We start from the raw sequence: 17649 nt of genomic DNA on the forward strand, positions 1-17649 counted from the left end.
GGGGACGTGGCAGAGACAGCAGCGAAGAAGACGGACCAGACGACCGCGGCGGACCGCCCCCGCCTGATGCTCATGGACGGGCACTCCCTGGCGTACCGGGCGTTCTTCGCGCTGCCCGCGGAGAACTTCACGACGGCGACCGGCCAGACGACCAACGCCGTCTACGGCTTCGCGTCCATGCTGGCGAACACGCTGCGCGACGAGGCGCCCACGCACTTCGCGGTGGCGTTCGACGTGTCCCGCAAGACGTGGCGCTCGACGGAGTTTCCCGAGTACAAGGCGAACCGCTCCAAGACGCCCGACGAGTTCAAGGGGCAGGTCGAGCTGATCGGCGAGCTCCTCGACGCGATGCACGTCCCGCGGTTCGCGGTGGACGGCTTCGAGGCCGACGACGTGATCGCGACGCTGGCGACCCAGGCCGAGGCCGCCGGCTTCGACGTGCTGATCGTCACGGGCGACCGGGACTCCTTCCAGCTGGTCTCCGAGCACACCACCGTGCTCTACCCCACCAAGGGCGTCTCCGAGCTGACCCGCTTCACCCCGGAGAAGGTCGAGGAGAAGTACGGCCTCACCCCCCTGCAGTACCCGGACTTCGCGGCGCTGCGCGGCGACCCGTCCGACAACCTGCCCGGCATCCCGGGCGTCGGCGAGAAGACCGCGGCCAAGTGGATCACCCAGTTCGGGTCGTTCAAGGAGCTGGTGGACCGGGCCGACGAGGTCAAGGGCAAGGCCGGGCAGAACTTCCGGGACCACCTGGAGGCCGTCAAGCTCAACCGCGTCCTGACCGAGATGGTCAAGGACGTGGAGCTGCCCAAGACCCCCGCCGACCTGGCCCGCGTCCCCTACGACCGCTCCGCGATGCTCGGCGTGCTGGACGTGCTGGAGATCCGCAACGCCTCGCTGCGCGAGCGGCTGCTGGCCGTGGACCCGGGCACCGCCGAGGAGGAGGCCCCCGCCCCGGCACCCGGCGTGGAACTGGACGCCTCCGTGCTCGGCGCGGGCGAGCTCGCCCCCTGGCTGGCGGCCCACGCGGGCCAGCCGCTGGGCGTGGCCACCGTCGACAGCTGGGCCCTGGGCACGGGCAGGATCACCGAGGTCGCGCTGGCGGCGGCGGGCGGCGCGGCCGCCTGGTTCGAACCGCACGCCGTGGACGAGGCCGACGAGCGCGCCTTCGCCGCCTGGGCGGCCGACGCGGCCGGACCGAAGGTCGTGCACAACGCCAAGGGCCTGATGCGGGTCTTCCCCGAGCACGGCTGGACCCTCGCCGGCGTCGTCATGGACACCGCGCTCGCCGCCTACCTGGTCAAGCCCGGCCGCCGGTCCTTCGCCCTGGACGCCCTGTCCAACGAATACCTGCACCGCGAGCTGGCGCCCGCCGCCGCCGACGGCCAGCTGGCCTTCGGCAGCGACGACACGGCCGAGGCCGAGGCGCTCATGGCGCAGGCCCGCGCCGTCCTGGACCTGGGCGATGCCTTCACCGGCAAGCTCGCCGAGGTCGGCGCCGCCGAGCTGCTCCACGACATGGAGCTGCCGACCTCCGAGCTCCTCGCCCGGATGGAGCGGGCCGGCATCGCCGCCGACCGCGACCACCTGGAAGCCATGGAGCAGCAGTTCGCCGGGGCGGTGCAGCAGGCGGTGAAGGAGGCGCACGCGGCCGTCGGCCACGAGTTCAACCTCGGCTCGCCCAAGCAGCTCCAGGAGGTCTTCTTCGGCGAGCTCGACCTGCCGAAGACCAAGAAGACCAAGACCGGCTACACCACGGACGCGGACGCGCTGGCCTGGCTGGCCAAGCAGACCGACCACGAACTCCCGGTGATCATGCTGCGGCACCGGGAGCAGGCCAAGCTGCGGGTCACCGTCGAGGGCCTGGTCAAGACGATCGCCACCGACGGCCGGGTGCACACCAGCTTCAGCCAGACCGTCGCCGCGACCGGACGCCTGTCGTCCACCGACCCCAACCTGCAGAACGTGCCGGTGCGCACCGACGAGGGGCGCGCCATCCGCCGCGGGTTCGTCGTCGGCGAGGGCTTCGAGTCCCTCATGACCGCCGACTACAGCCAGATCGAGCTGCGCGTCATGGCGCACCTCTCCGAGGACGCCGGCCTGATCGAGGCCTTCGCGACCGGCGAGGACCTGCACACCACCGTCGCCTCCCAGGTGTTCGGGGTGGAGCGGTCCCAGGTCGACGCCGAGATGCGCCGCAAGATCAAGGCCATGTCGTACGGCCTCGCGTACGGACTCTCCGCCTTCGGACTCGCCCAGCAGCTCAACATCGAGCCCGCCGAGGCACGCGGTCTGATGGAGACGTTCTTCGAGCGTTTCGGCGGCGTGCGCGCATACCTCCAGCGCGTGGTCGACGAGGCCCGCGCGACCGGGTACACGGCGACGGTCTTCGGCCGCCGCCGCTACCTGCCCGACCTCAACAGCGACAACCGCCAGCGCCGCGAGGCCGCCGAGCGCATGGCGCTCAACGCCCCGATCCAGGGCACCGCGGCCGACATCGTCAAGGTCGCCATGCTCCGCGTCGACAAGGCGATCACCGAGGCCGGGCTGAAGTCGCGGATGCTGCTCCAGGTCCACGACGAAATCGTGCTGGAGATCGCCCCGGGCGAGCGCAAGCAGGTCGAGGAGCTGGTGCGCCGTGAGATGGGCGCCGCCGTCGACCTGCGCGCCGCGCTGGACGTGTCGGTGGGCGTGGGCACCGACTGGGAGTCCGCCGCGCACTGAAGCGGGCCGCCGCCGGAGCGCCCGTCCCCGCTACACGGTGGGGGCGGGCGTTCGCGTACCGGCGTCCGCCTCTTCGTCCGCGTCCGCGTCCGCGTCGATCGGGGTACGGGAGCGGTCCTGGCCGCGGCGGTGGCGGTGGCGGATCCGTACGAGGGTTCCGTACAGCACCAGGGCCACGGCGAGGCCGCCGCCCGCGCCGAAGCAGACGGTCGGGATGATGTCGAGCGGGGAGCGGATCCGGTCGTAGAAGGTGAAGAAGCGGAGCACGCGCGCCGTGACCCCGGCTGCCACGCACACCACGACCAGCCCGAGTGCGGCCAGGACCTCGGCACGGGTCAGCACCGGTACGGACGGCGGGGCGGCCCGGTCCGGCAGCCGGCGCAGGGCGGTCACCGTGAACCAGATGAGGGCGCAGGCCGCGACCGCCGAACTGCCGTACTGCAGGTACGAGTAGAGGGGAAGGCCGAAGGCGACCGGCTCGCCGAGCCGCGGCAGTGCGTTCGTACCCCACCGGTCCAGGTGGGTGAAGCTGTCCCACACCACATGGGTGAGGGATCCGGCGACCGCCGAGAGGTAGAACCAGAGCGCGAGAGCGGGCAGTCGGCGCCCGCGCCAGTGCTCGCCCCGCAGGAAGGCGTGCGCCCTGCCCCGTCGGCGGCGGGGGAGGAGCGCGATCAGCGGCTCGCGCAGCAGCAGCCAGCACGCCACGAGGGCGGCGGTGAGCAGGGCGTCCGCGGTGAGCACGCCCGGCAGCGAGTGGGTGAAGGCGCCGTACGGCATCACCCCCTCGACGACCGCGTCCGCGAAGTAGAAGGTGTCCGGCGCGAACGAGCCGAGGACCAGCGCCGACGCCACCAGGGGTCCGCGCGCCCGGCCGGTCCGGCGGACGGCCGGCAGGACGGCCGCCGCGTGGCTGAGGGTGAACGGCATGAGGCCTCTCCTGGTGTTCGGCGAGCGGTGTTCGGCCACCGGGGTGGGTGAGCGGTGTCGGCGGTGTTCGGCGGGTCGGTGGCGGAGGCCGCCGCCGAGGACGGCGGCGGACTGCGGTGACGGCCGGCGGGTGGCCCGCCGGTCCCCGTCCCCCACCTCGGGCCGGGGCGCCCGGAGCGTCCGGACAGTATGCGCGACCTGCGCCCGGACGTGGGGATCTGGTGAAGTCCCCACCACGGTGCGTGCCCTCTGCAGCGAGCTGACGTAGGGTCACGCGCACATCGAGGGGGAGGGGTCCGGCTCATGTCGGCTCGAATAATCGGACGCAGGCTGCGCAGGGGCGGCGCCGCCGCCCTGGTCTCCGCACTGGTGGTCGCCGCGGTGACCGCCTCCCAGGGGCCGGGGGCCGGGCGCGCGGACCGGATCGCCGCGGTCGGGGAGGACGGCGCGCGGCCGGCCCTGGAGGCGGCTCCCGGCGGGGACTCCGCCTACTCCACCGAACTGCCGCCGGCGGCCGGCCCCGAGCCGCTCTCCGCCGCACCGCCGGTCTCGCCGCCGCAGCAGGCGCAGCAGCCCGGGCAGCCGGCGGCCGGAACGGGACCGCGCACCGTACCGGTGGCGACGGGCGCGGGCGAGGGAGCGCAGGGCATACCGGCGAGCGTGCTCGCCGCCTACCGGAACGCGGAGCGCACGGTGGGCAGGAGCGACCCGGGGTGCGGCCTGCGCTGGCACCTGCTCGCGGCGATCGGCAAGGTCGAGTCGGGCCAGGCGCGGGGCGGCCGGGTGGACGCGGCCGGGACCACGCTGACGCCGATCCTGGGACCGGTGCTCGACGGCAACGGCTTCGCGAACATCTCCGACACGGACGGCGGCGCGTACGACGGCGACACCCGCTACGACCGGGCGGTCGGCCCGATGCAGTTCATCCCCTCCACCTGGGCGGCCTGGGGCCAGGACGCGGACGGCGACGGCCGCCGCAACCCGAACAACGTGCACGACGCGGCCCTCGCCGCCGGGCGGTACCTGTGCGCGGGCAGCCGGGACCTGCGCATGGACGCCGACCTGGACCGGGCGGTGCTCTCGTACAACCAGTCCACGGAGTACCTGCGGACGGTGCGGTCCTGGTTCGCGTACTACCTGAAGGGGACGCACGAGGTCCCGGACGGCACGGGCGCCGGGACGGGCCCGGCGGCGGCCGCACAGCCGAAGCCGGGACGGGACCCGAAGCCGGCGCCCGTCCCCGCGCCTCCCCCGAAGCCGACGCCGGACCCGAAGCCGACGCCGCCCCCGGTCCCGACGCCCACGCCGTCCCCGGTCCCGACTCCGACCCCGAAGCCCACGCCCACCCCAACCCCGAAGCCCACCCCCACCCCGAAGCCCACGCCGACCCCGACCCCCACCCCCACGCCGACCCCGACCCCCACCACGACCCCGAAGGGCACCCCCACCGCGCCCCCCAAGGCCACGCCCGCGCCGTCGCCGACCCCGACCCCGACGCCGAAGGGCGCCGCCTCCCCGGAGTCCGGTCCCACGGCATTTCCGACCGCCTCCTCCACGGCGACGGCCGCCCCCCGGGAAACCCCGTAGTCGAACGGTTCTCATCTCGCCCCCGCATTGCTACGGTGCCTCCGCCCTGACGCCCCATCAGATACCGGAGGCCCGGCATGCGACCGTTCATCGCCGCCGCCAGCGGGCTCGCCCTCGCGGTGCTCCTCGTACTCGCCGTCACGGCGCTCGGGGCGCCCGAGGGCAAGACCTCTCCCAAGCCCCTGCTCACCACCGCGCCCCCCGCGCCCGGAAAGTAGAGGAGGGCCCGGCGATGCGACGCAGAGCGAGCCTTGTCCTGCTGGCCCTGGCCGTCTTCTGCGCGGCCCTCGCACCGCTGCTGCGCTGGTACGCGTACCCCCGGCTCGCGAAGATCCCGCCGAACCAGTACCAGGAGGTGGTCCTGGAGGCGAAGGACGCCACCCTCATCGACTACTTCGACGGCATGAAGCCCAAGAAGGTCGACAAGGTCACGATCGTCCAGACGCTCAAGGGCAACGTGGAGGCGTCGAAGGAGATCGAGGCGAGCGCGGGCCGGGACGTCGTCGTCTGGGACACGCTGTCCCACATCATCGGCCCGGACGGGAAGATGGTCTCCCAGATCCCCGAGCGCTACATCTTCGACGCCCACACCCAGGACCCGGTGCACGCCACCGGCGAGATGGTCGACGGCGACGCCGTCAGGCGCGAGGGCATCGAGTTCAAGTGGCCGTTCTTCACCGAACCGCGCGACTACCTCTACTTCGACGCGCAGACCCGTACCTCGTCACCGATCCACTACGTCGGACCCCGCACGTTCAAGGGCATGGACGTCTACTACTTCGAGCAGACCGTCCCGTGGACCAAGGTCGCCATGCCGAAGAAGATGCCGATCGAGGGGATCGACCCGACGACGCTGGAGCAGACCACCGGCACCAGCCTCTGGTACACGACCAAGGCCATGTTCTGGGTCGACCCGGTGACCGGGGCACCCGTCAACGCCGAGCAGGAGATCCAGCAGGAGATGCGCGCCGGGTTCGCGGCGAGTGCCCCGGAGGGCAGGCTCACCGCGTTCGCCGGGCACGTGAAGATGCGCGAGGACTACAGCGACCACACCGTCGACCTGGTGAAGTCGAACCGTGCGAAGGTCCTCGCGCTCCACACCTACGCCCCGGCCGGCCTGGCCGTCGGCGGGTCCGCGCTCCTCGCCCTGGCCCTGTGGCTGGAGGCGCGGGGGAGGCGCCGGCCGGCGGACGGGTCGGACCGGGGGGACGGGTCGGACCGGGCGGGCGCGGCTGGCCCGGCGGACGGGGCGGGCGCGTTCAGCGCCTGAGCCGGGAGTTGGTGTGCCGGGTGGGCTCGGCGGTCGCCGGGTCCTCCGGCCACGGGTGCTTGGGATAGCGGCCGCGCAGCTCGGCGCGGACGGCGCGGTAGCCGCCCCGCCAGAACGACGCCAGGTCGGCGGTGACCGCCGCGGGCCGCCCGGCGGGGGACAGCAGGTGGACCAGTACGGGCACCCCCGCCACCCGGGGCGTCTCGGCCAGCCCGAACAGCTCCTGGAGCTTCACGGCGAGCACCGGCTGCTCCCCGGAGTAGTCCACCCTGACGCGGGAGCCGCTGGGCACCTCGATCCGCTCCGGGGCCAGCTCGTCCAGCCGGGCGGCCTCCCCGGTGGCCCAGGGCAGCAGCCGGTTCAGCGCCTGCCCGCCGTCGATCCGGCCGAGGTCCGCACGGCGCCGGGCCCGGGACAGCTCCGGCTCCAGCCAGTCGTCGGCACGGTCCAACAGCGCCGCGTCGTCCGCCACGTCGGGCCACGCTCCGCCGAGCGTGCGGTGCAGGAAGCCCAGCCGGGCCCGGAGCGCCTGCGCGTCCGGGGACCAGCGCAGCAGTCCGAGGCCCTCGGCCCGCAGCCCGTCGAGCAGGGCGGCCCGTACGAGCGCGCGGTCGGGGTCGCGCAGCGGGCGGACGGCCAGCTCGATCGCCCCGAGCCGCTCGGCGGCGCGCGCGATCAGCTCCCCGCCCTCCCAGCGGACCTCCTCGGTGTCCGAACGGAGGTGGCCCGCGGCGAGCCGGGCGGTGGACTCGTCGATGACCGCGGCCAGCCGGACGCGTGCGGAGGCCGAGTGCGGAGCCCGGTCGGCGACCGCCACCGCGAGCCAGGCCGCGCTGCGCAGCCGCGACCCCTCGCCGAGTTCGGCGCCGGTCCCGGAGGCCATCAGGAACGCCCCCTCCCCCTTCGCCCTGGCGGCGCGCTCGGGAAACGCCAACGCCGCGACGAGCCCGGCGGCGGCGTCATCGCCCCACTCCCTCCCCCCGACACCCCCACCAGGGCTCCCGCCCCACGCCGCAGAGCCCCCGGCGCTCCCCGCAGGGGCATCGGCGGTGTCCGCGGGGTGTTCCGCAGGGACCCCGGGTCGCCCCGCCTGGTTTCCGAGCCGCCCCGCGGGGGCCCCGGCGCTGCTCGCGGAGGTTCCGGCCCTCCCGGCGGTTCCGGCGCTGTTCGCGGGGTTTCCGCTGTGCTCGGCAGGGGCCCCGAATCGCCCCGCGGGGGCCCCGGCGCTGCTCGCGGAGGTTCCGGCCCTCCCCACGCGGGTACCGGCGCTCCCCGCAGGGGCCCCGGGTCGCCCCGCGGGAGTTTCGGTGCCCCCCGCAGGGGTGTCGGTGCTGCCCGCGGGGGTTCCGGTGGTGCTCTCCGCAGGGGACCCGGCGCGCCGCAGGCGTCCGGCCTCCGCCCGCCAGCGGGACGCGTAGGCGTCGCCGCCCCGCCGCGCCGCGCGCCAGGCTCCCGCCAGGTCGTCCCCGTACTCCCGCGGCGGCTCCTCGCTGAGCAGGGCCACCACCTCGGCCGCCCGGCGGACTCCGAGGGCCGCCGAGCCGTCCAGCAGGGCCCGGGCGAGCCGCGGGTGGAGCCCCAGCCGGGACATCCGCAGGCCCCGCGGCGTCGGCCGCCCGGCCGCGTCCACCGCTCCCACCGCGAGCAGCACCTCGCGCGCCGCGGCCATCGCCCCCGCCGGAGGCGGGTCCAGCAGCGCCAGCCCGGACGCGTCCGGGTCGCCCCAGCAGGCGGCCTGCAGGGCGAACTGCGCCAGGTCGGCGACGCGGATCTCGGGCGCGGGGAAGGAGGGGAGGCGGGAGTCCTCCGCCTCGGTCCAGCAGCGGTACACCGCGCCCGGCGCCTCGCGTCCCGCGCGTCCCGCCCGCTGGCGCCCGGCCGCGCGGGACGCCCGTACGGTCGCCAGCGCGCCCAGCCCCCGCGCGTGGTCGACCCGGGGCTCGCGGGCCAGCCCGGAGTCCACGACCACCCGTACCCCCGGCACGGTCAGGCTCGACTCCGCGACCGCCGTCGCCAGGATCACCCGGCGGTGCTCCGAAGCCGTCAGCGCCGCGTCCTGCACGGCCGCCGGGGCCCGGCCGTGCACCTGGAGCACCTGCGCGTCCACCCCGGCGAGCTGCCCGGCGACCCGGGCGATCTCCCCGACGCCGGGCAGGAAGCACAGGACGTCACCGGAGCGTTCCGCCAGCGCCCGCCGCACCACCGAGGCCACGTGCGAGAGCTGCGCCGGGTCCACCCGCATCCCGTGCGGCGGGCGCACCGGCCGGGCCGGCGGGGCCCAGACCGTCTCCACCGGGTACGCGACCCCGGCGGCCTCCACCACCGGGGCGCCGCCCAGCACCCGGGCCCAGCCCGCGGCGTCGGTCGTCGCCGAGGCCGCCACGAGGCGCAGCTCCGGCCGCAGGTTCTCCCGTACGTCCAGCAGGAAGGCGGCGACCGTGTCGGCGTCGAGGTGCCGCTCGTGGCACTCGTCCAGGACCACCACGTCCACCCCGGGCAGCTCCTGGTCCCGCTGGAGCCGCTGGAGCAGGACGCCCGTGGTGACCACTTCCACGACGGTCGACGGACCCACGACCCGCTCCCCGCGCACGGTGAAGCCCACCGAGGCGCCGGTGCGCTCGCCCAGCAGCCAGGCCATCCGCCGCGCCGCCGCCCGCGCGGCGATGCGCCGGGGCTCGGCGACCAGGACCCGGCGGCGCGGTCCGCCGCCCACCAGGCCCGCGAGGACCAGCGGCACCAGCGTGGTCTTGCCGGTGCCCGGCGGGGCGCAGAGCACGGCGGTGCCGTGGGCGTCGAGTGCGGAGACGAGCGCGGGGACCGCCTCCCGTACGGGCAGGGCGTCGAGGTCGGCGGTACGGACGGGGCCGGTGGCGCCGGTAGCGCCGGTAGCGCCGGTGGCGCCGGCGGCCCCAGCGGGGCCGGCGGGGGAGGCGGGGCCGGGCGTGCCGGGCGTGTGGGGCGGATCGGTCGCGTCGGTCACCCGGGCTCAGTCCCGTTCGCAGACGAAGATCGCGGTGCCGGGGATCAGGTTCCCGCGCAGCGGGGACCAGCCCCCCCACTCCTGGCTGTTCCAGGCGGGCCACTCCGGCTCGACCAGGTCGACCAGGCGGAAGCCGCCCGCCACCACGTCGCGGACCCGGTCGCCGACCGTGCGGTGGTGCTCCACGTAGACGGCGCGGCCCTCCTCGTCCTGCTCGACGTACGGGGTCCGGTCGAAGTACGAGGCCGAGACGGACAGCCCCTCGGGTCCGGGCTCGTCGGGGAAGGCCCAGCGCAGCGGGTGGGTGACGGAGAAGACCCAGCGGCCGCCGGGGCGCAGCACGCGACGCACCTCGCGCATCACGTTCACCGGGTCGGCGACGAAGGGGACCGCGCCGTAGGCGGAGCAGGCCAGGTCGAAGGAGGCGTCGCGGAAGGGGAGCCGGCCGGCGTCGGCCTCGACGAGGGGGACGTCGTCGCCGATGCGCAGGGCGTGCTGGAGCTGGCGGTGCGAGAGGTCGAGGGCGACCGGGCGGGCGCCCTGGGCGGCCAGCCAGCGCGAGCACTGCGCGGCGCCGGCGCCGATCTCCAGGACGTCCTTGCCCCGCAGGGAGGCGGCGGGGCCCAGCAGGGCCGCCTCGGCCTCGTCGAGGCCCTCGGGGCCCCAGACGAAGCGGTCGTCGCCGAGGAACGCGCCGTGCTCGCTCTGGTACTCGTCGGCGTTGCGGTCCCACCAGCCGCGGCTGGCGCGGCTGCTCTCCGCTTCCCCGGCGTCACGCCGTGTGGCCTCGGCGTCGTCCCCGGGGTCCGGAGCGGCACCGCGGGCGTTTTGGGTGGCGTAGTCCTCTTGGTTCATGGGGCCCGTCGTCGTAGTCTGCGCATGTCTGCGGGTGTCGTGCACGTGTGGTCCCACACGTGCGGTGCAGGCGTCCTGCGACTGCCCGGGGACGCGGCGGGTGCGCCCCGGCGGCAGGCCTCCGCCTACGAATCGTGCCGGATATGAGGCGATCCGCCCGGGGTGTGCGCCTTCGCGCATTGACCCTGTCCGGCTGCCCCCGTATGCTACAAGTTGCGCTGCGAGCCTGTGCTCCTCAGACCTAGCAGGCTGCGCTTGCATCTGTTGATGTCCCCTCGGTTTTCGAGGCCCCGCCGCTCTTCCGCGGATCGGGGGCCTCCTTGGCTGTCCGGTCTTCGGTGGATGCCGATAAGGGCTCCCGGCGTAGCAGTACCTACGACTTTCTGTCCGTAACCGGAGCCCTTTCCCACATGACGAGCAGCACCGAGACCACCGCCACCACTCCGCAGGTTGCGGTCAACGACATCGGCGACGCGGACGCGTTCCTCGCGGCGATCGACGCGACGATCAAGTACTTCAACGATGGCGACATCGTCGACGGCGTCATCGTCAAGGTTGACCGGGACGAGGTTCTCCTCGACATCGGTTACAAGACCGAAGGCGTCATCCCGAGCCGCGAGCTGTCGATCAAGCACGACGTCGACCCGAACGAGGTCGTCAAGGTCGGCGACGAGATCGAGGCCCTGGTTCTCCAGAAGGAGGACAAGGAAGGCCGCCTGATCCTCTCGAAGAAGCGCGCTCAGTACGAGCGTGCCTGGGGCACCATCGAGAAGATCAAGGAAGAAGACGGCATCGTCACCGGTACCGTCATCGAGGTCGTCAAGGGTGGTCTCATCCTCGACATCGGCCTCCGCGGCTTCCTGCCGGCCTCTCTCGTCGAGATGCGTCGCGTCCGCGACCTCCAGCCCTACGTGGGCAAGGAGCTCGAGGCGAAGATCATCGAGCTCGACAAGAACCGCAACAACGTGGTTCTGTCCCGCCGCGCCTGGCTCGAGCAGACCCAGTCCGAGGTTCGCCAGACGTTCCTCACCACCCTGCAGAAGGGTCAGGTCCGCTCCGGCGTCGTCTCCTCGATCGTCAACTTCGGTGCCTTCGTGGACCTGGGCGGCGTCGACGGTCTCGTGCACGTCTCCGAGCTGTCCTGGAAGCACATCGACCACCCGTCCGAGGTTGTCGAGGTCGGCCAGGAAGTCACCGTCGAGGTCCTCGACGTCGACATGGACCGCGAGCGCGTCTCCCTGTCGCTGAAGGCGACGCAGGAGGACCCGTGGCAGCAGTTCGCCCGGACCCACCAGATCGGCCAGGTCGTCCCGGGTAAGGTCACCAAGCTGGTTCCGTTCGGTGCGTTCGTCCGCGTGGACGAGGGCATCGAGGGTCTGGTCCACATCTCCGAGCTGGCCGAGCGCCACGTGGAGATCCCGGAGCAGGTCGTCCAGGTCAACGACGAGATCTTCGTCAAGGTCATCGACATCGACCTCGAGCGTCGCCGGATCTCGCTGTCGCTGAAGCAGGCCAACGAGTCCTTCGGTGCCGACGCCGCGTCGGTCGAGTTCGACCCGACCCTGTACGGCATGGCCGCGTCGTACGACGACCAGGGCAACTACATCTACCCCGAGGGCTTCGACCCCGAGACCAACGACTGGCTCGAGGGCTTCGACAAGCAGCGCGAGACCTGGGAGACCCAGTACGCCGAGGCGCAGCAGCGCTTCGAGCAGCACCAGGCCCAGGTCATCAAGAGCCGCGAGGCCGACGAGGCCGCTGCTGCCGAGGGCGCTGCCGCCCCGGCCGCCAGTGGCAACGCCAGCGCGGGCATCTCGGGTGGTTCGTACTCCTCGGAGTCGGACGAGACCTCCGGCGCCCTGGCGTCGGACGAGGCCCTGGCCGCGCTCCGCGAGAAGCTGGCCGGCGGCCAGAGCTGATCGCAGTGCGCTTCGCACTCCGGTGTGAGCAGAGCTGAGCAGAGCTGAACGGTAAGGCCCGTCCCCTCAGGGGGGCGGGCCTCACCGCTTTTCCGGCACCGGCCGCGTCAACCGTCGCGATCTCGTGAAAGCGCCCAACTGGGGAATGGCGGCGACCCCTTGAACGTTCTTGCCAGGGAACACGGCGAGGAGGAGTGGTGGCGGTGCTTGATCCACAGGGTTTGTACGAATGGGACGCCAAGGGCCTGGCGGTGGCCGACCTGGCGCTTGCCCAGGACTCGGCCGGGCTGGTCATGCTCTACCACTTCGAGGGGTACATCGACGCGGGTGAGGCCGGGGAGCAGATCGTCGAGCGGATTCTCGACGGCCTGCCCCACCAGGTCGTGGCCCGTTTCGACGCGGACCGGCTGGTGGACTACCGGGCCCGCCGCCCGCTGCTGACCTTCCAGCGCGACCACTGGACGGAGTTCGAGGAGCCCCGGCTGGAGGTCCACCTGGTCCAGGACGCGACGGGAGCGCCGTTCCTGCTGCTCGCCGGCCCGGAGCCGGACGTGGAGTGGGAGCGCTTCAGCATCGCGGTCCGGCAGATCGTCGAGCGCCTCGGCGTCCGGCTCTCGGTCAACTTCCACGGCATCCCCATGGGCGTTCCGCACACCCGTCCCGTGGGCATCACCCCGCACGGCAACCGCACCGACCTCATGCCGGGGCACCGCAGCCCCTTCGACGAGGCCCAGGTGCCCGGCAGTGCCGAGTCACTGGTGGAGTTCCGGCTGGGCCAGGCCGGGCACGACGTGCTGGGGGTCGCCGCGCACGTACCGCACTACGTCGCCCGCTCGCCGTACCCGGACGCCGCACTGACGGTGCTGGAGGCGATCACGGCTGCCACCGGACTGGTGCTTCCGGCCGTGGCGCACGCGCTGCGGACCGAGGCGCACCGTACGCAGACGGAGATCGACCGGCAGATCCGGGAGGGCGACGAGGAGCTGGTCGCGCTGGTGCAGGGGCTGGAGCACCAGTACGACGCCGCCGCCGGAGCCGAGACCCGGGGCAACATGATCGCCGAGCCGGCGGAGATCCCGTCGGCGGACGAGATCGGCCGCGAGTTCGAGAAGTTCCTGGCGGAGCGCGAGGGCGAGAACTGACTTCCTCGCGCTCCGGATGCGCCGCCGGGTCCCAGCTGCGCCGCGGGTCCCGGGTGCGCCGCCTGGCCCCGGGTGCCCGGGGCGGCGGCAGGGGCTGTGGCGCGGGCCCGGGCAGGGCCTAGGCTGCGGGCATGCTGAAAGTAGGACTGACGGGCGGAATCGGCGCCGGCAAGAGCGAGGTCTCGCGGCTGCTGGCGGGCTACGGCGCTGTCATCGTGGACGCCGACCGGATCGCACGGGAGGTCGTGGAGCCCGGCACACCCGGCCTCGACGCCGTGGTGGCGGCGTTCGGCCGGGCCGTGCTGACCGCGGAGGGGACCCTGGACCGGCCGAAGCTCGGCTCGGTCGTCTTCGCCGACCCGGAGAAGCTCCGGACCCTCAACGCGATCGTGCACCCGCTGGTCGGGGCCCGGTCCGCCGAGCTGGAGGCCGCCGCGGGACCCGGGGCGATCGTGGTGCACGACGTGCCGCTGCTCGCGGAGAACGGCCTGGCGGCCCTCTACGACCTGGTGGTCGTGGTCGACGCGGCCCCGCAGACGCAGCTGGCGCGGCTCGTCGCGCGACGCGGGATGGCCGAGGCGGAGGCGGCGGCCCGGATGGCCGCGCAGGCCACCCGGGAGCAGCGGCTCGCGGTGGCGACGCTCGTCATCGACAACGACGGCCCGCTGGAGGCGCTGGAGCCGCAGGTGCGCACGCTGTGGAAGGAGCTCACGGTGCGGGCGGCGGAGCGGTCGACCACCCAGGGCTGACGTGCTCATGGAAGAGGGGGCGTGGGGAGGGGCGTTGAACGCGCCGGTAGAGGGAAGGAACAGGTCATGTCCGACACCACGCCGCCGTCGTCTTCGTCGTCGTCCTCTTCGTCCTCCTCGTCGCCCGGTGCGGCGAGCCCGGAGACCCACGTCATCGACTACCGGGCCGCCGAGCAGCTGCTCGCCGCTCGCGACCCGCGCGGTGCGGTCAAACTGCTCGACTCGGTCATAGCCGCCCACCCGGAGAACACCGCGGCCCGCCTGCTGCGCGCCCGTGCCTTCTTCGCGTCGGCCCAACTACGCCCGGCGGAGCTGGAGTTCGAGCTCGTACTGGAACGGGAACCGGACAACGCCTTCGCCCACTTCGCGCTGGCCCGTACGCACGAGCGCTCGGGCCGCCCGGAGCAGGCACGCAAGCACTTCCGGCTCGCCGCCGCCCTCGATCCGCAGCCCGAGTACCTGGCCGCGGCCCGCTTCGAGAGCTGAGCCTCACGGGCCGCCGCGGGGCGGCCCCTGCTCCCGGGGCGGCTCGTACGGGGGGACGTCGCGGCCGGGCTGGTAGTGCGGCCCCTGGCGGATGTGGCGGAGCACCACGACGAGGTCCACGGCGGCCAGCAGCGCGAGCGCCCCGCAGGCCGCCGCCCAGCCGGGACGGCCGCCCAGCGAGAACGCGACCGTCCCGGCGGCGGCCCAGATCAGCCCCCACAGGCTCAGCCAGAACCGCGCCCGCAGCGGACTGCGGGCGGTCACCGGCTCGTTTCCCGTACGCATGGCCATCGCCTCGGTTTCCATGGTCCCACCGGGGCGGTGGCAGCGGGGGATCAGGGGTTGAGCTTGTTCACGGCCTTGGTGGTGGTCTTCTTGAAGGCCGCGACCGGGGCGTCGGTCAGGTGCCCCATCTGCCCCCACCTGACGACGGTCACGGTGGAGCCGTCCCGGCCGATCCCGTAGAGGCCCACACCGGGCTCCGAGTCCGGGACGGAGGTGTGCACGCCGTAGACGTGGGCGCCTTCCTCGGCGGGGAGCTTCCCGTAGTCCTGCCAGGAGGCGGTGCCGCCCGGCGTGGTGCGCAGCCAGTCCGCGGCGCAGGCCGCGACCTTGCGCTCCAGCGCCCCGGCGAGCTTGGCGGCCGCCGTGTCCGACGCGGCCCGTACGGACACCTGCACGGCGCCGGCGTCGACGTCCGTGCCGAAGGAGCGGTGCCAGCTGCCGGCCGCCGGGAGCACGCCCTCCAGGCAGAACGGCGCGGTCTCGGGCAGGCCCTTGGTGACCTTGCCGGAGTACCAGGGGGAGCTGGGGTGCGCCGGCAGGTCGGTACCGGTGAGGAACCCGGGGGCGGTGGCCGCGGCGGCGGTGGTGGAGGCGGTGAGGACGAGTGCGGCGGCTGCCGCGGCGAGGCCGGTCGCGAGGGCGGCGGTGGTGCCTGGGCGTCGGAACATGAAGGTTTCTCCCCGTGTGAATCGGTGCGTTGCGGTACGGGCTGCGGTGCGAGGTGCGATACGGGCTGCGGTACGAGGACAACCCTGCCCCGGGGCGGGGTGTCGGACGACGGATCGCCCCGTATTCGGGACACTGGAACGGCCGGACGTGCCGTCACCTGGGGGAACACCCGCGGCATGGAACGGCGTGCCGGGACGGGGGAGCAGTGGGTACGGACACGGGAACGGGTGCCGGGACGCCGGGTGCAGGGGCGCCGGGTGCGGGGACGGCCGAAGCGGAGCGGTTCGCACGGCTGATGCGGGAGCTGAAGGAGAGCGCGGGGCTGAGTTACGGGGTGCTGGCGCGCAAGCTCCACACCAGCACCTCGACCCTGCACCGCTACTGCAAGGGGGAGGCGGTACCGGCCGAGTTCGCGGTGGTGGACCGCTTCGCGCGGGCCTGCGGGGCCTCGCAGACGCAGGCGGTGGACCTGCACCGGGCATGGCTGCTGGCGGACGCGCGGCGCCGGTCGGCGGCGCGGATCTCCGGTCCGACGGCCGCGGGCGCCGGTGCCGGTGCGGGCGCGGGCAGGGGTTCCGGAGCTGCCGGAGCGGCGGCCGCCGAAGGCCCGGCGGCGGCCGCCGCCGGGGCCGGGCCGTCGGGTTCCGAGGCCGGGACCACCACCGGGGGCGGGACCACTGCCGGGGCCGGGACGGCAGGGGTCGAGGCCGGGGGCGGGGCCGCGGACACCGCCGCCCCCGGGCGGAGGACCACTGCCGGGGCCGGGACGGCCGGGGGCAGGGCCGAGGGCGGGGCCACTGGCGGGGCCGACGGCGGGGGCGAAGTCGGGGAGGTGGCCGCGGTCGTGGGGGCGGGCCGCGTGCCCGCGGACCCCGGAGCCCGGCTCCCCTGGTACCAGCGCAGGGCAGCGGCGGTCGCGGCCGCCTCAATGACGGTCGGCGTGGTGGCCGTGGCGTTCCTGGCCGCGGCCGGGCCGGAACGGCGTACGCCCCCGACCGGAACGGCGGCGGGCCCGTCCGCCGCCGCCTCCCCGGCGCCGGCGCCCTCCGGCGGGTCTCCCTCGGCCTCCGCCCCGGGAACGCCCTCCCCGGCGGCGTCCGGACCCGCCTCGGCCCCGGGGCGGCCGCCGGGCCCCCCGGCATCCGCATCCGCATCCGCGCCCGCGGCATCGGGCCGGCCCGATGCCGTGCCGGTCCGGGCGGCCGTGCGGTCGCACGTGTGGGCGGCCGGATGCGACCAGGCGTACCTGTCGGAGCGGGCGCCCGGTGCGGTGCCCCCGCCGCCGGTGGAGGCGGACGCGCCCGCCTGGGCCTCGGCGCAGCGGGCCGTGCACGCCGGCCGTCAGATCCTGGAGGTCACCGTGCACGGTGCGGGCGAGGGCGCGGTGGTCCTGGACGGCCTCGACGTCCGGGTGGCGGCGCGCCGCACTCCGCCGCCGTGGAACGTCTACCAGATGTCGCCGGGCTGCGGCGGAGCGCTCACCCCGGCCGTCCACGCCGTCAACCTGGACGCCCCGCGCCCCGTGGCCCGGCCCGTCGACGGGGGCGACTCGGAGGGCGTCATCCGGGCCCCCGCCTTCCCGATGCGGGTCTCGGCGGCCGACCCCGTTGTCCTGCGGGTGGAGGCGAGCACCACCGGCTGCGACTGCGACTGGACCCTCGACCTGCGCTGGACCGGCCCGCACGGCTCGGGCACCCTGCGGATCGACGACAACGGCCGCCCGCTCAGGACGAGTGCCGCGACGGGGCGTCCGGAGTACGGCTACGCGTCGGAGCAGGGCCGCTGGGTGCGCTGAACCCGCCGCCCTGTCCCGCAGTCGCACCAGGTCAGAGCCGTTGTCAGTGGGCGCGCCTAGACTCGGCGGCAGAGGAGATACGCATCGGGGCCAGGGGAGGGAGGGGACGCCGTGACACCGCCGCAGCAGTCGCAGCCGTACCGGCCGCAGCCGCAGCCGCGGGAGCCGTGGCCACGGCAGCAGCCGCCGCCGCAGCTGCGGCAGTCGCCGTCCCAGCCGCCCGCACCCCAACCGCCCACGCCCCGGCCGTCCGCT

At 74.5% G+C, this 17649-nt stretch carries 14 protein-coding genes; 9 read left to right on the top strand and 5 right to left on the bottom strand.

Annotated elements, in window-relative coordinates:
- Positions 1 to 6: 6 nt before the first annotated feature.
- On the top strand, positions 7 to 2727 hold the full coding sequence (polA, locus tag ACFWU6_RS08360; protein ID WP_383979403.1) for a DNA polymerase I: 2721 nt from the start codon (positions 7 to 9) through the stop codon (positions 2725 to 2727).
- 30 nt (positions 2728 to 2757) lie between these two features.
- Here polA and ACFWU6_RS08365 read toward each other — a convergent pair whose 3' ends face one another.
- Positions 2758 to 3657: a DUF4184 family protein gene (locus tag ACFWU6_RS08365; RefSeq protein WP_383800515.1), complete on the bottom strand. Its 900-nt coding sequence runs from the start codon at positions 3655 to 3657 to the stop codon at positions 2758 to 2760.
- A gap of 303 nt (positions 3658 to 3960) precedes the next feature.
- Between ACFWU6_RS08365 and ACFWU6_RS08370 the strand changes: the two genes are divergently transcribed.
- From ACFWU6_RS08370 to ACFWU6_RS08380, 3 genes are all read left to right on the top strand, one after another.
- On the top strand, positions 3961 to 5244 hold the full coding sequence (locus ACFWU6_RS08370; RefSeq protein WP_383979406.1) for a lytic transglycosylase domain-containing protein: 1284 nt from the start codon (positions 3961 to 3963) through the stop codon (positions 5242 to 5244).
- A gap of 77 nt (positions 5245 to 5321) precedes the next feature.
- Positions 5322 to 5462, top strand: a complete 141-nt coding sequence (locus ACFWU6_RS08375) for an SPW_0924 family protein (protein WP_383800521.1) — start codon at positions 5322 to 5324, stop codon at positions 5460 to 5462.
- Between the two features lie 14 nt (positions 5463 to 5476).
- Positions 5477 to 6514 carry a DUF3068 domain-containing protein gene (locus ACFWU6_RS08380; protein WP_383979409.1) on the top strand — a complete coding sequence of 346 codons (1038 nt, stop codon included), beginning with the start codon at positions 5477 to 5479 and terminating at the stop codon, positions 6512 to 6514.
- Here the strand turns inward: ACFWU6_RS08380 and ACFWU6_RS08385 are convergent.
- Complete coding sequence (locus ACFWU6_RS08385) at positions 6504 to 9350, bottom strand: ATP-dependent helicase C-terminal domain-containing protein (RefSeq protein ID WP_383979461.1); 2847 nt, start codon at positions 9348 to 9350, stop codon at positions 6504 to 6506. The genes ACFWU6_RS08380 and ACFWU6_RS08385 overlap by 11 nt on opposite strands.
- Positions 9351 to 9500: 150 nt before the next feature.
- On the bottom strand, positions 9501 to 10349 hold the full coding sequence (locus ACFWU6_RS08390; RefSeq protein ID WP_383979411.1) for a class I SAM-dependent methyltransferase: 849 nt from the start codon (positions 10347 to 10349) through the stop codon (positions 9501 to 9503).
- A gap of 410 nt (positions 10350 to 10759) precedes the next feature.
- Here ACFWU6_RS08390 and rpsA point away from each other — a divergent pair, with 410 nt between their 5' ends.
- The 4 genes from rpsA (at position 10760) to ACFWU6_RS08410 (ending at position 14645) form a co-directional block, all read left to right on the top strand.
- Complete coding sequence (rpsA, locus tag ACFWU6_RS08395; RefSeq protein ID WP_383800530.1) at positions 10760 to 12268, top strand: 30S ribosomal protein S1; 1509 nt, start codon at positions 10760 to 10762, stop codon at positions 12266 to 12268.
- 203 nt (positions 12269 to 12471) lie between these two features.
- On the top strand, positions 12472 to 13410 hold the full coding sequence (locus tag ACFWU6_RS08400) for a PAC2 family protein (RefSeq protein ID WP_383800533.1): 939 nt from the start codon (positions 12472 to 12474) through the stop codon (positions 13408 to 13410).
- A gap of 131 nt (positions 13411 to 13541) precedes the next feature.
- Positions 13542 to 14159, top strand: coding sequence for a dephospho-CoA kinase (gene coaE, locus ACFWU6_RS08405; RefSeq protein WP_383800536.1), 618 nt, complete (start codon positions 13542 to 13544; stop codon positions 14157 to 14159).
- A 66-nt stretch (positions 14160 to 14225) separates the two neighbouring features.
- Entirely contained in the window at positions 14226 to 14645 is a 420-nt protein-coding gene (locus tag ACFWU6_RS08410) for a tetratricopeptide repeat protein (RefSeq protein ID WP_383800539.1), read from the top strand.
- A gap of 3 nt (positions 14646 to 14648) precedes the next feature.
- Here the strand turns inward: ACFWU6_RS08410 and ACFWU6_RS08415 are convergent, their stop codons facing one another.
- Both ACFWU6_RS08415 and ACFWU6_RS08420 read right to left on the bottom strand, forming a co-directional pair.
- Entirely contained in the window at positions 14649 to 14930 is a 282-nt protein-coding gene (locus tag ACFWU6_RS08415) for a DUF6343 family protein (protein ID WP_383979415.1), read from the bottom strand.
- 50 nt (positions 14931 to 14980) lie between these two features.
- A complete protein-coding gene (locus tag ACFWU6_RS08420; protein ID WP_383800545.1) occupies positions 14981 to 15598 on the bottom strand; it encodes a hypothetical protein in 618 nt (205 codons plus the stop codon).
- A 206-nt stretch (positions 15599 to 15804) separates the two neighbouring features.
- On the opposite strand from ACFWU6_RS08420, the gene ACFWU6_RS08425 reads away from it, so the two are divergent.
- Positions 15805 to 17394, top strand: a complete 1590-nt coding sequence (locus ACFWU6_RS08425) for a helix-turn-helix domain-containing protein (protein WP_383979418.1) — start codon at positions 15805 to 15807, stop codon at positions 17392 to 17394.
- Positions 17395 to 17649 lie beyond the last annotated feature (255 nt).

Source organism: Streptomyces sp. NPDC058674, from assembly GCF_042716505.1.
In the GTDB taxonomy this organism is placed as follows: domain Bacteria; phylum Actinomycetota; class Actinomycetes; order Streptomycetales; family Streptomycetaceae; genus Streptomyces.

What these genes read in the sequence shown, in the direction of transcription:
- ACFWU6_RS08365 (WP_383800515.1), bottom strand. Translation starts at nt 3,657, where the DNA reads ATGCCGTTCACCCTCAGCCACGCGGCGGCCGTCCTGCCGGCCGTCCGC.
- ACFWU6_RS08370 (WP_383979406.1), top strand. Translation starts at nt 3,961, where the DNA reads ATGTCGGCTCGAATAATCGGACGCAGGCTGCGCAGGGGCGGCGCCGCC.
- ACFWU6_RS08375 (WP_383800521.1), top strand. Translation starts at nt 5,322, where the DNA reads ATGCGACCGTTCATCGCCGCCGCCAGCGGGCTCGCCCTCGCGGTGCTC.
- ACFWU6_RS08380 (WP_383979409.1), top strand. Translation starts at nt 5,477, where the DNA reads ATGCGACGCAGAGCGAGCCTTGTCCTGCTGGCCCTGGCCGTCTTCTGC.
- ACFWU6_RS08390 (WP_383979411.1), bottom strand. Translation starts at nt 10,349, where the DNA reads ATGAACCAAGAGGACTACGCCACCCAAAACGCCCGCGGTGCCGCTCCG.
- rpsA (WP_383800530.1), top strand. Translation starts at nt 10,760, where the DNA reads ATGACGAGCAGCACCGAGACCACCGCCACCACTCCGCAGGTTGCGGTC.
- coaE (WP_383800536.1), top strand. Translation starts at nt 13,542, where the DNA reads ATGCTGAAAGTAGGACTGACGGGCGGAATCGGCGCCGGCAAGAGCGAG.
- ACFWU6_RS08410 (WP_383800539.1), top strand. Translation starts at nt 14,226, where the DNA reads ATGTCCGACACCACGCCGCCGTCGTCTTCGTCGTCGTCCTCTTCGTCC.
- ACFWU6_RS08415 (WP_383979415.1), bottom strand. Translation starts at nt 14,930, where the DNA reads ATGCGTACGGGAAACGAGCCGGTGACCGCCCGCAGTCCGCTGCGGGCG.
- ACFWU6_RS08420 (WP_383800545.1), bottom strand. Translation starts at nt 15,598, where the DNA reads ATGTTCCGACGCCCAGGCACCACCGCCGCCCTCGCGACCGGCCTCGCC.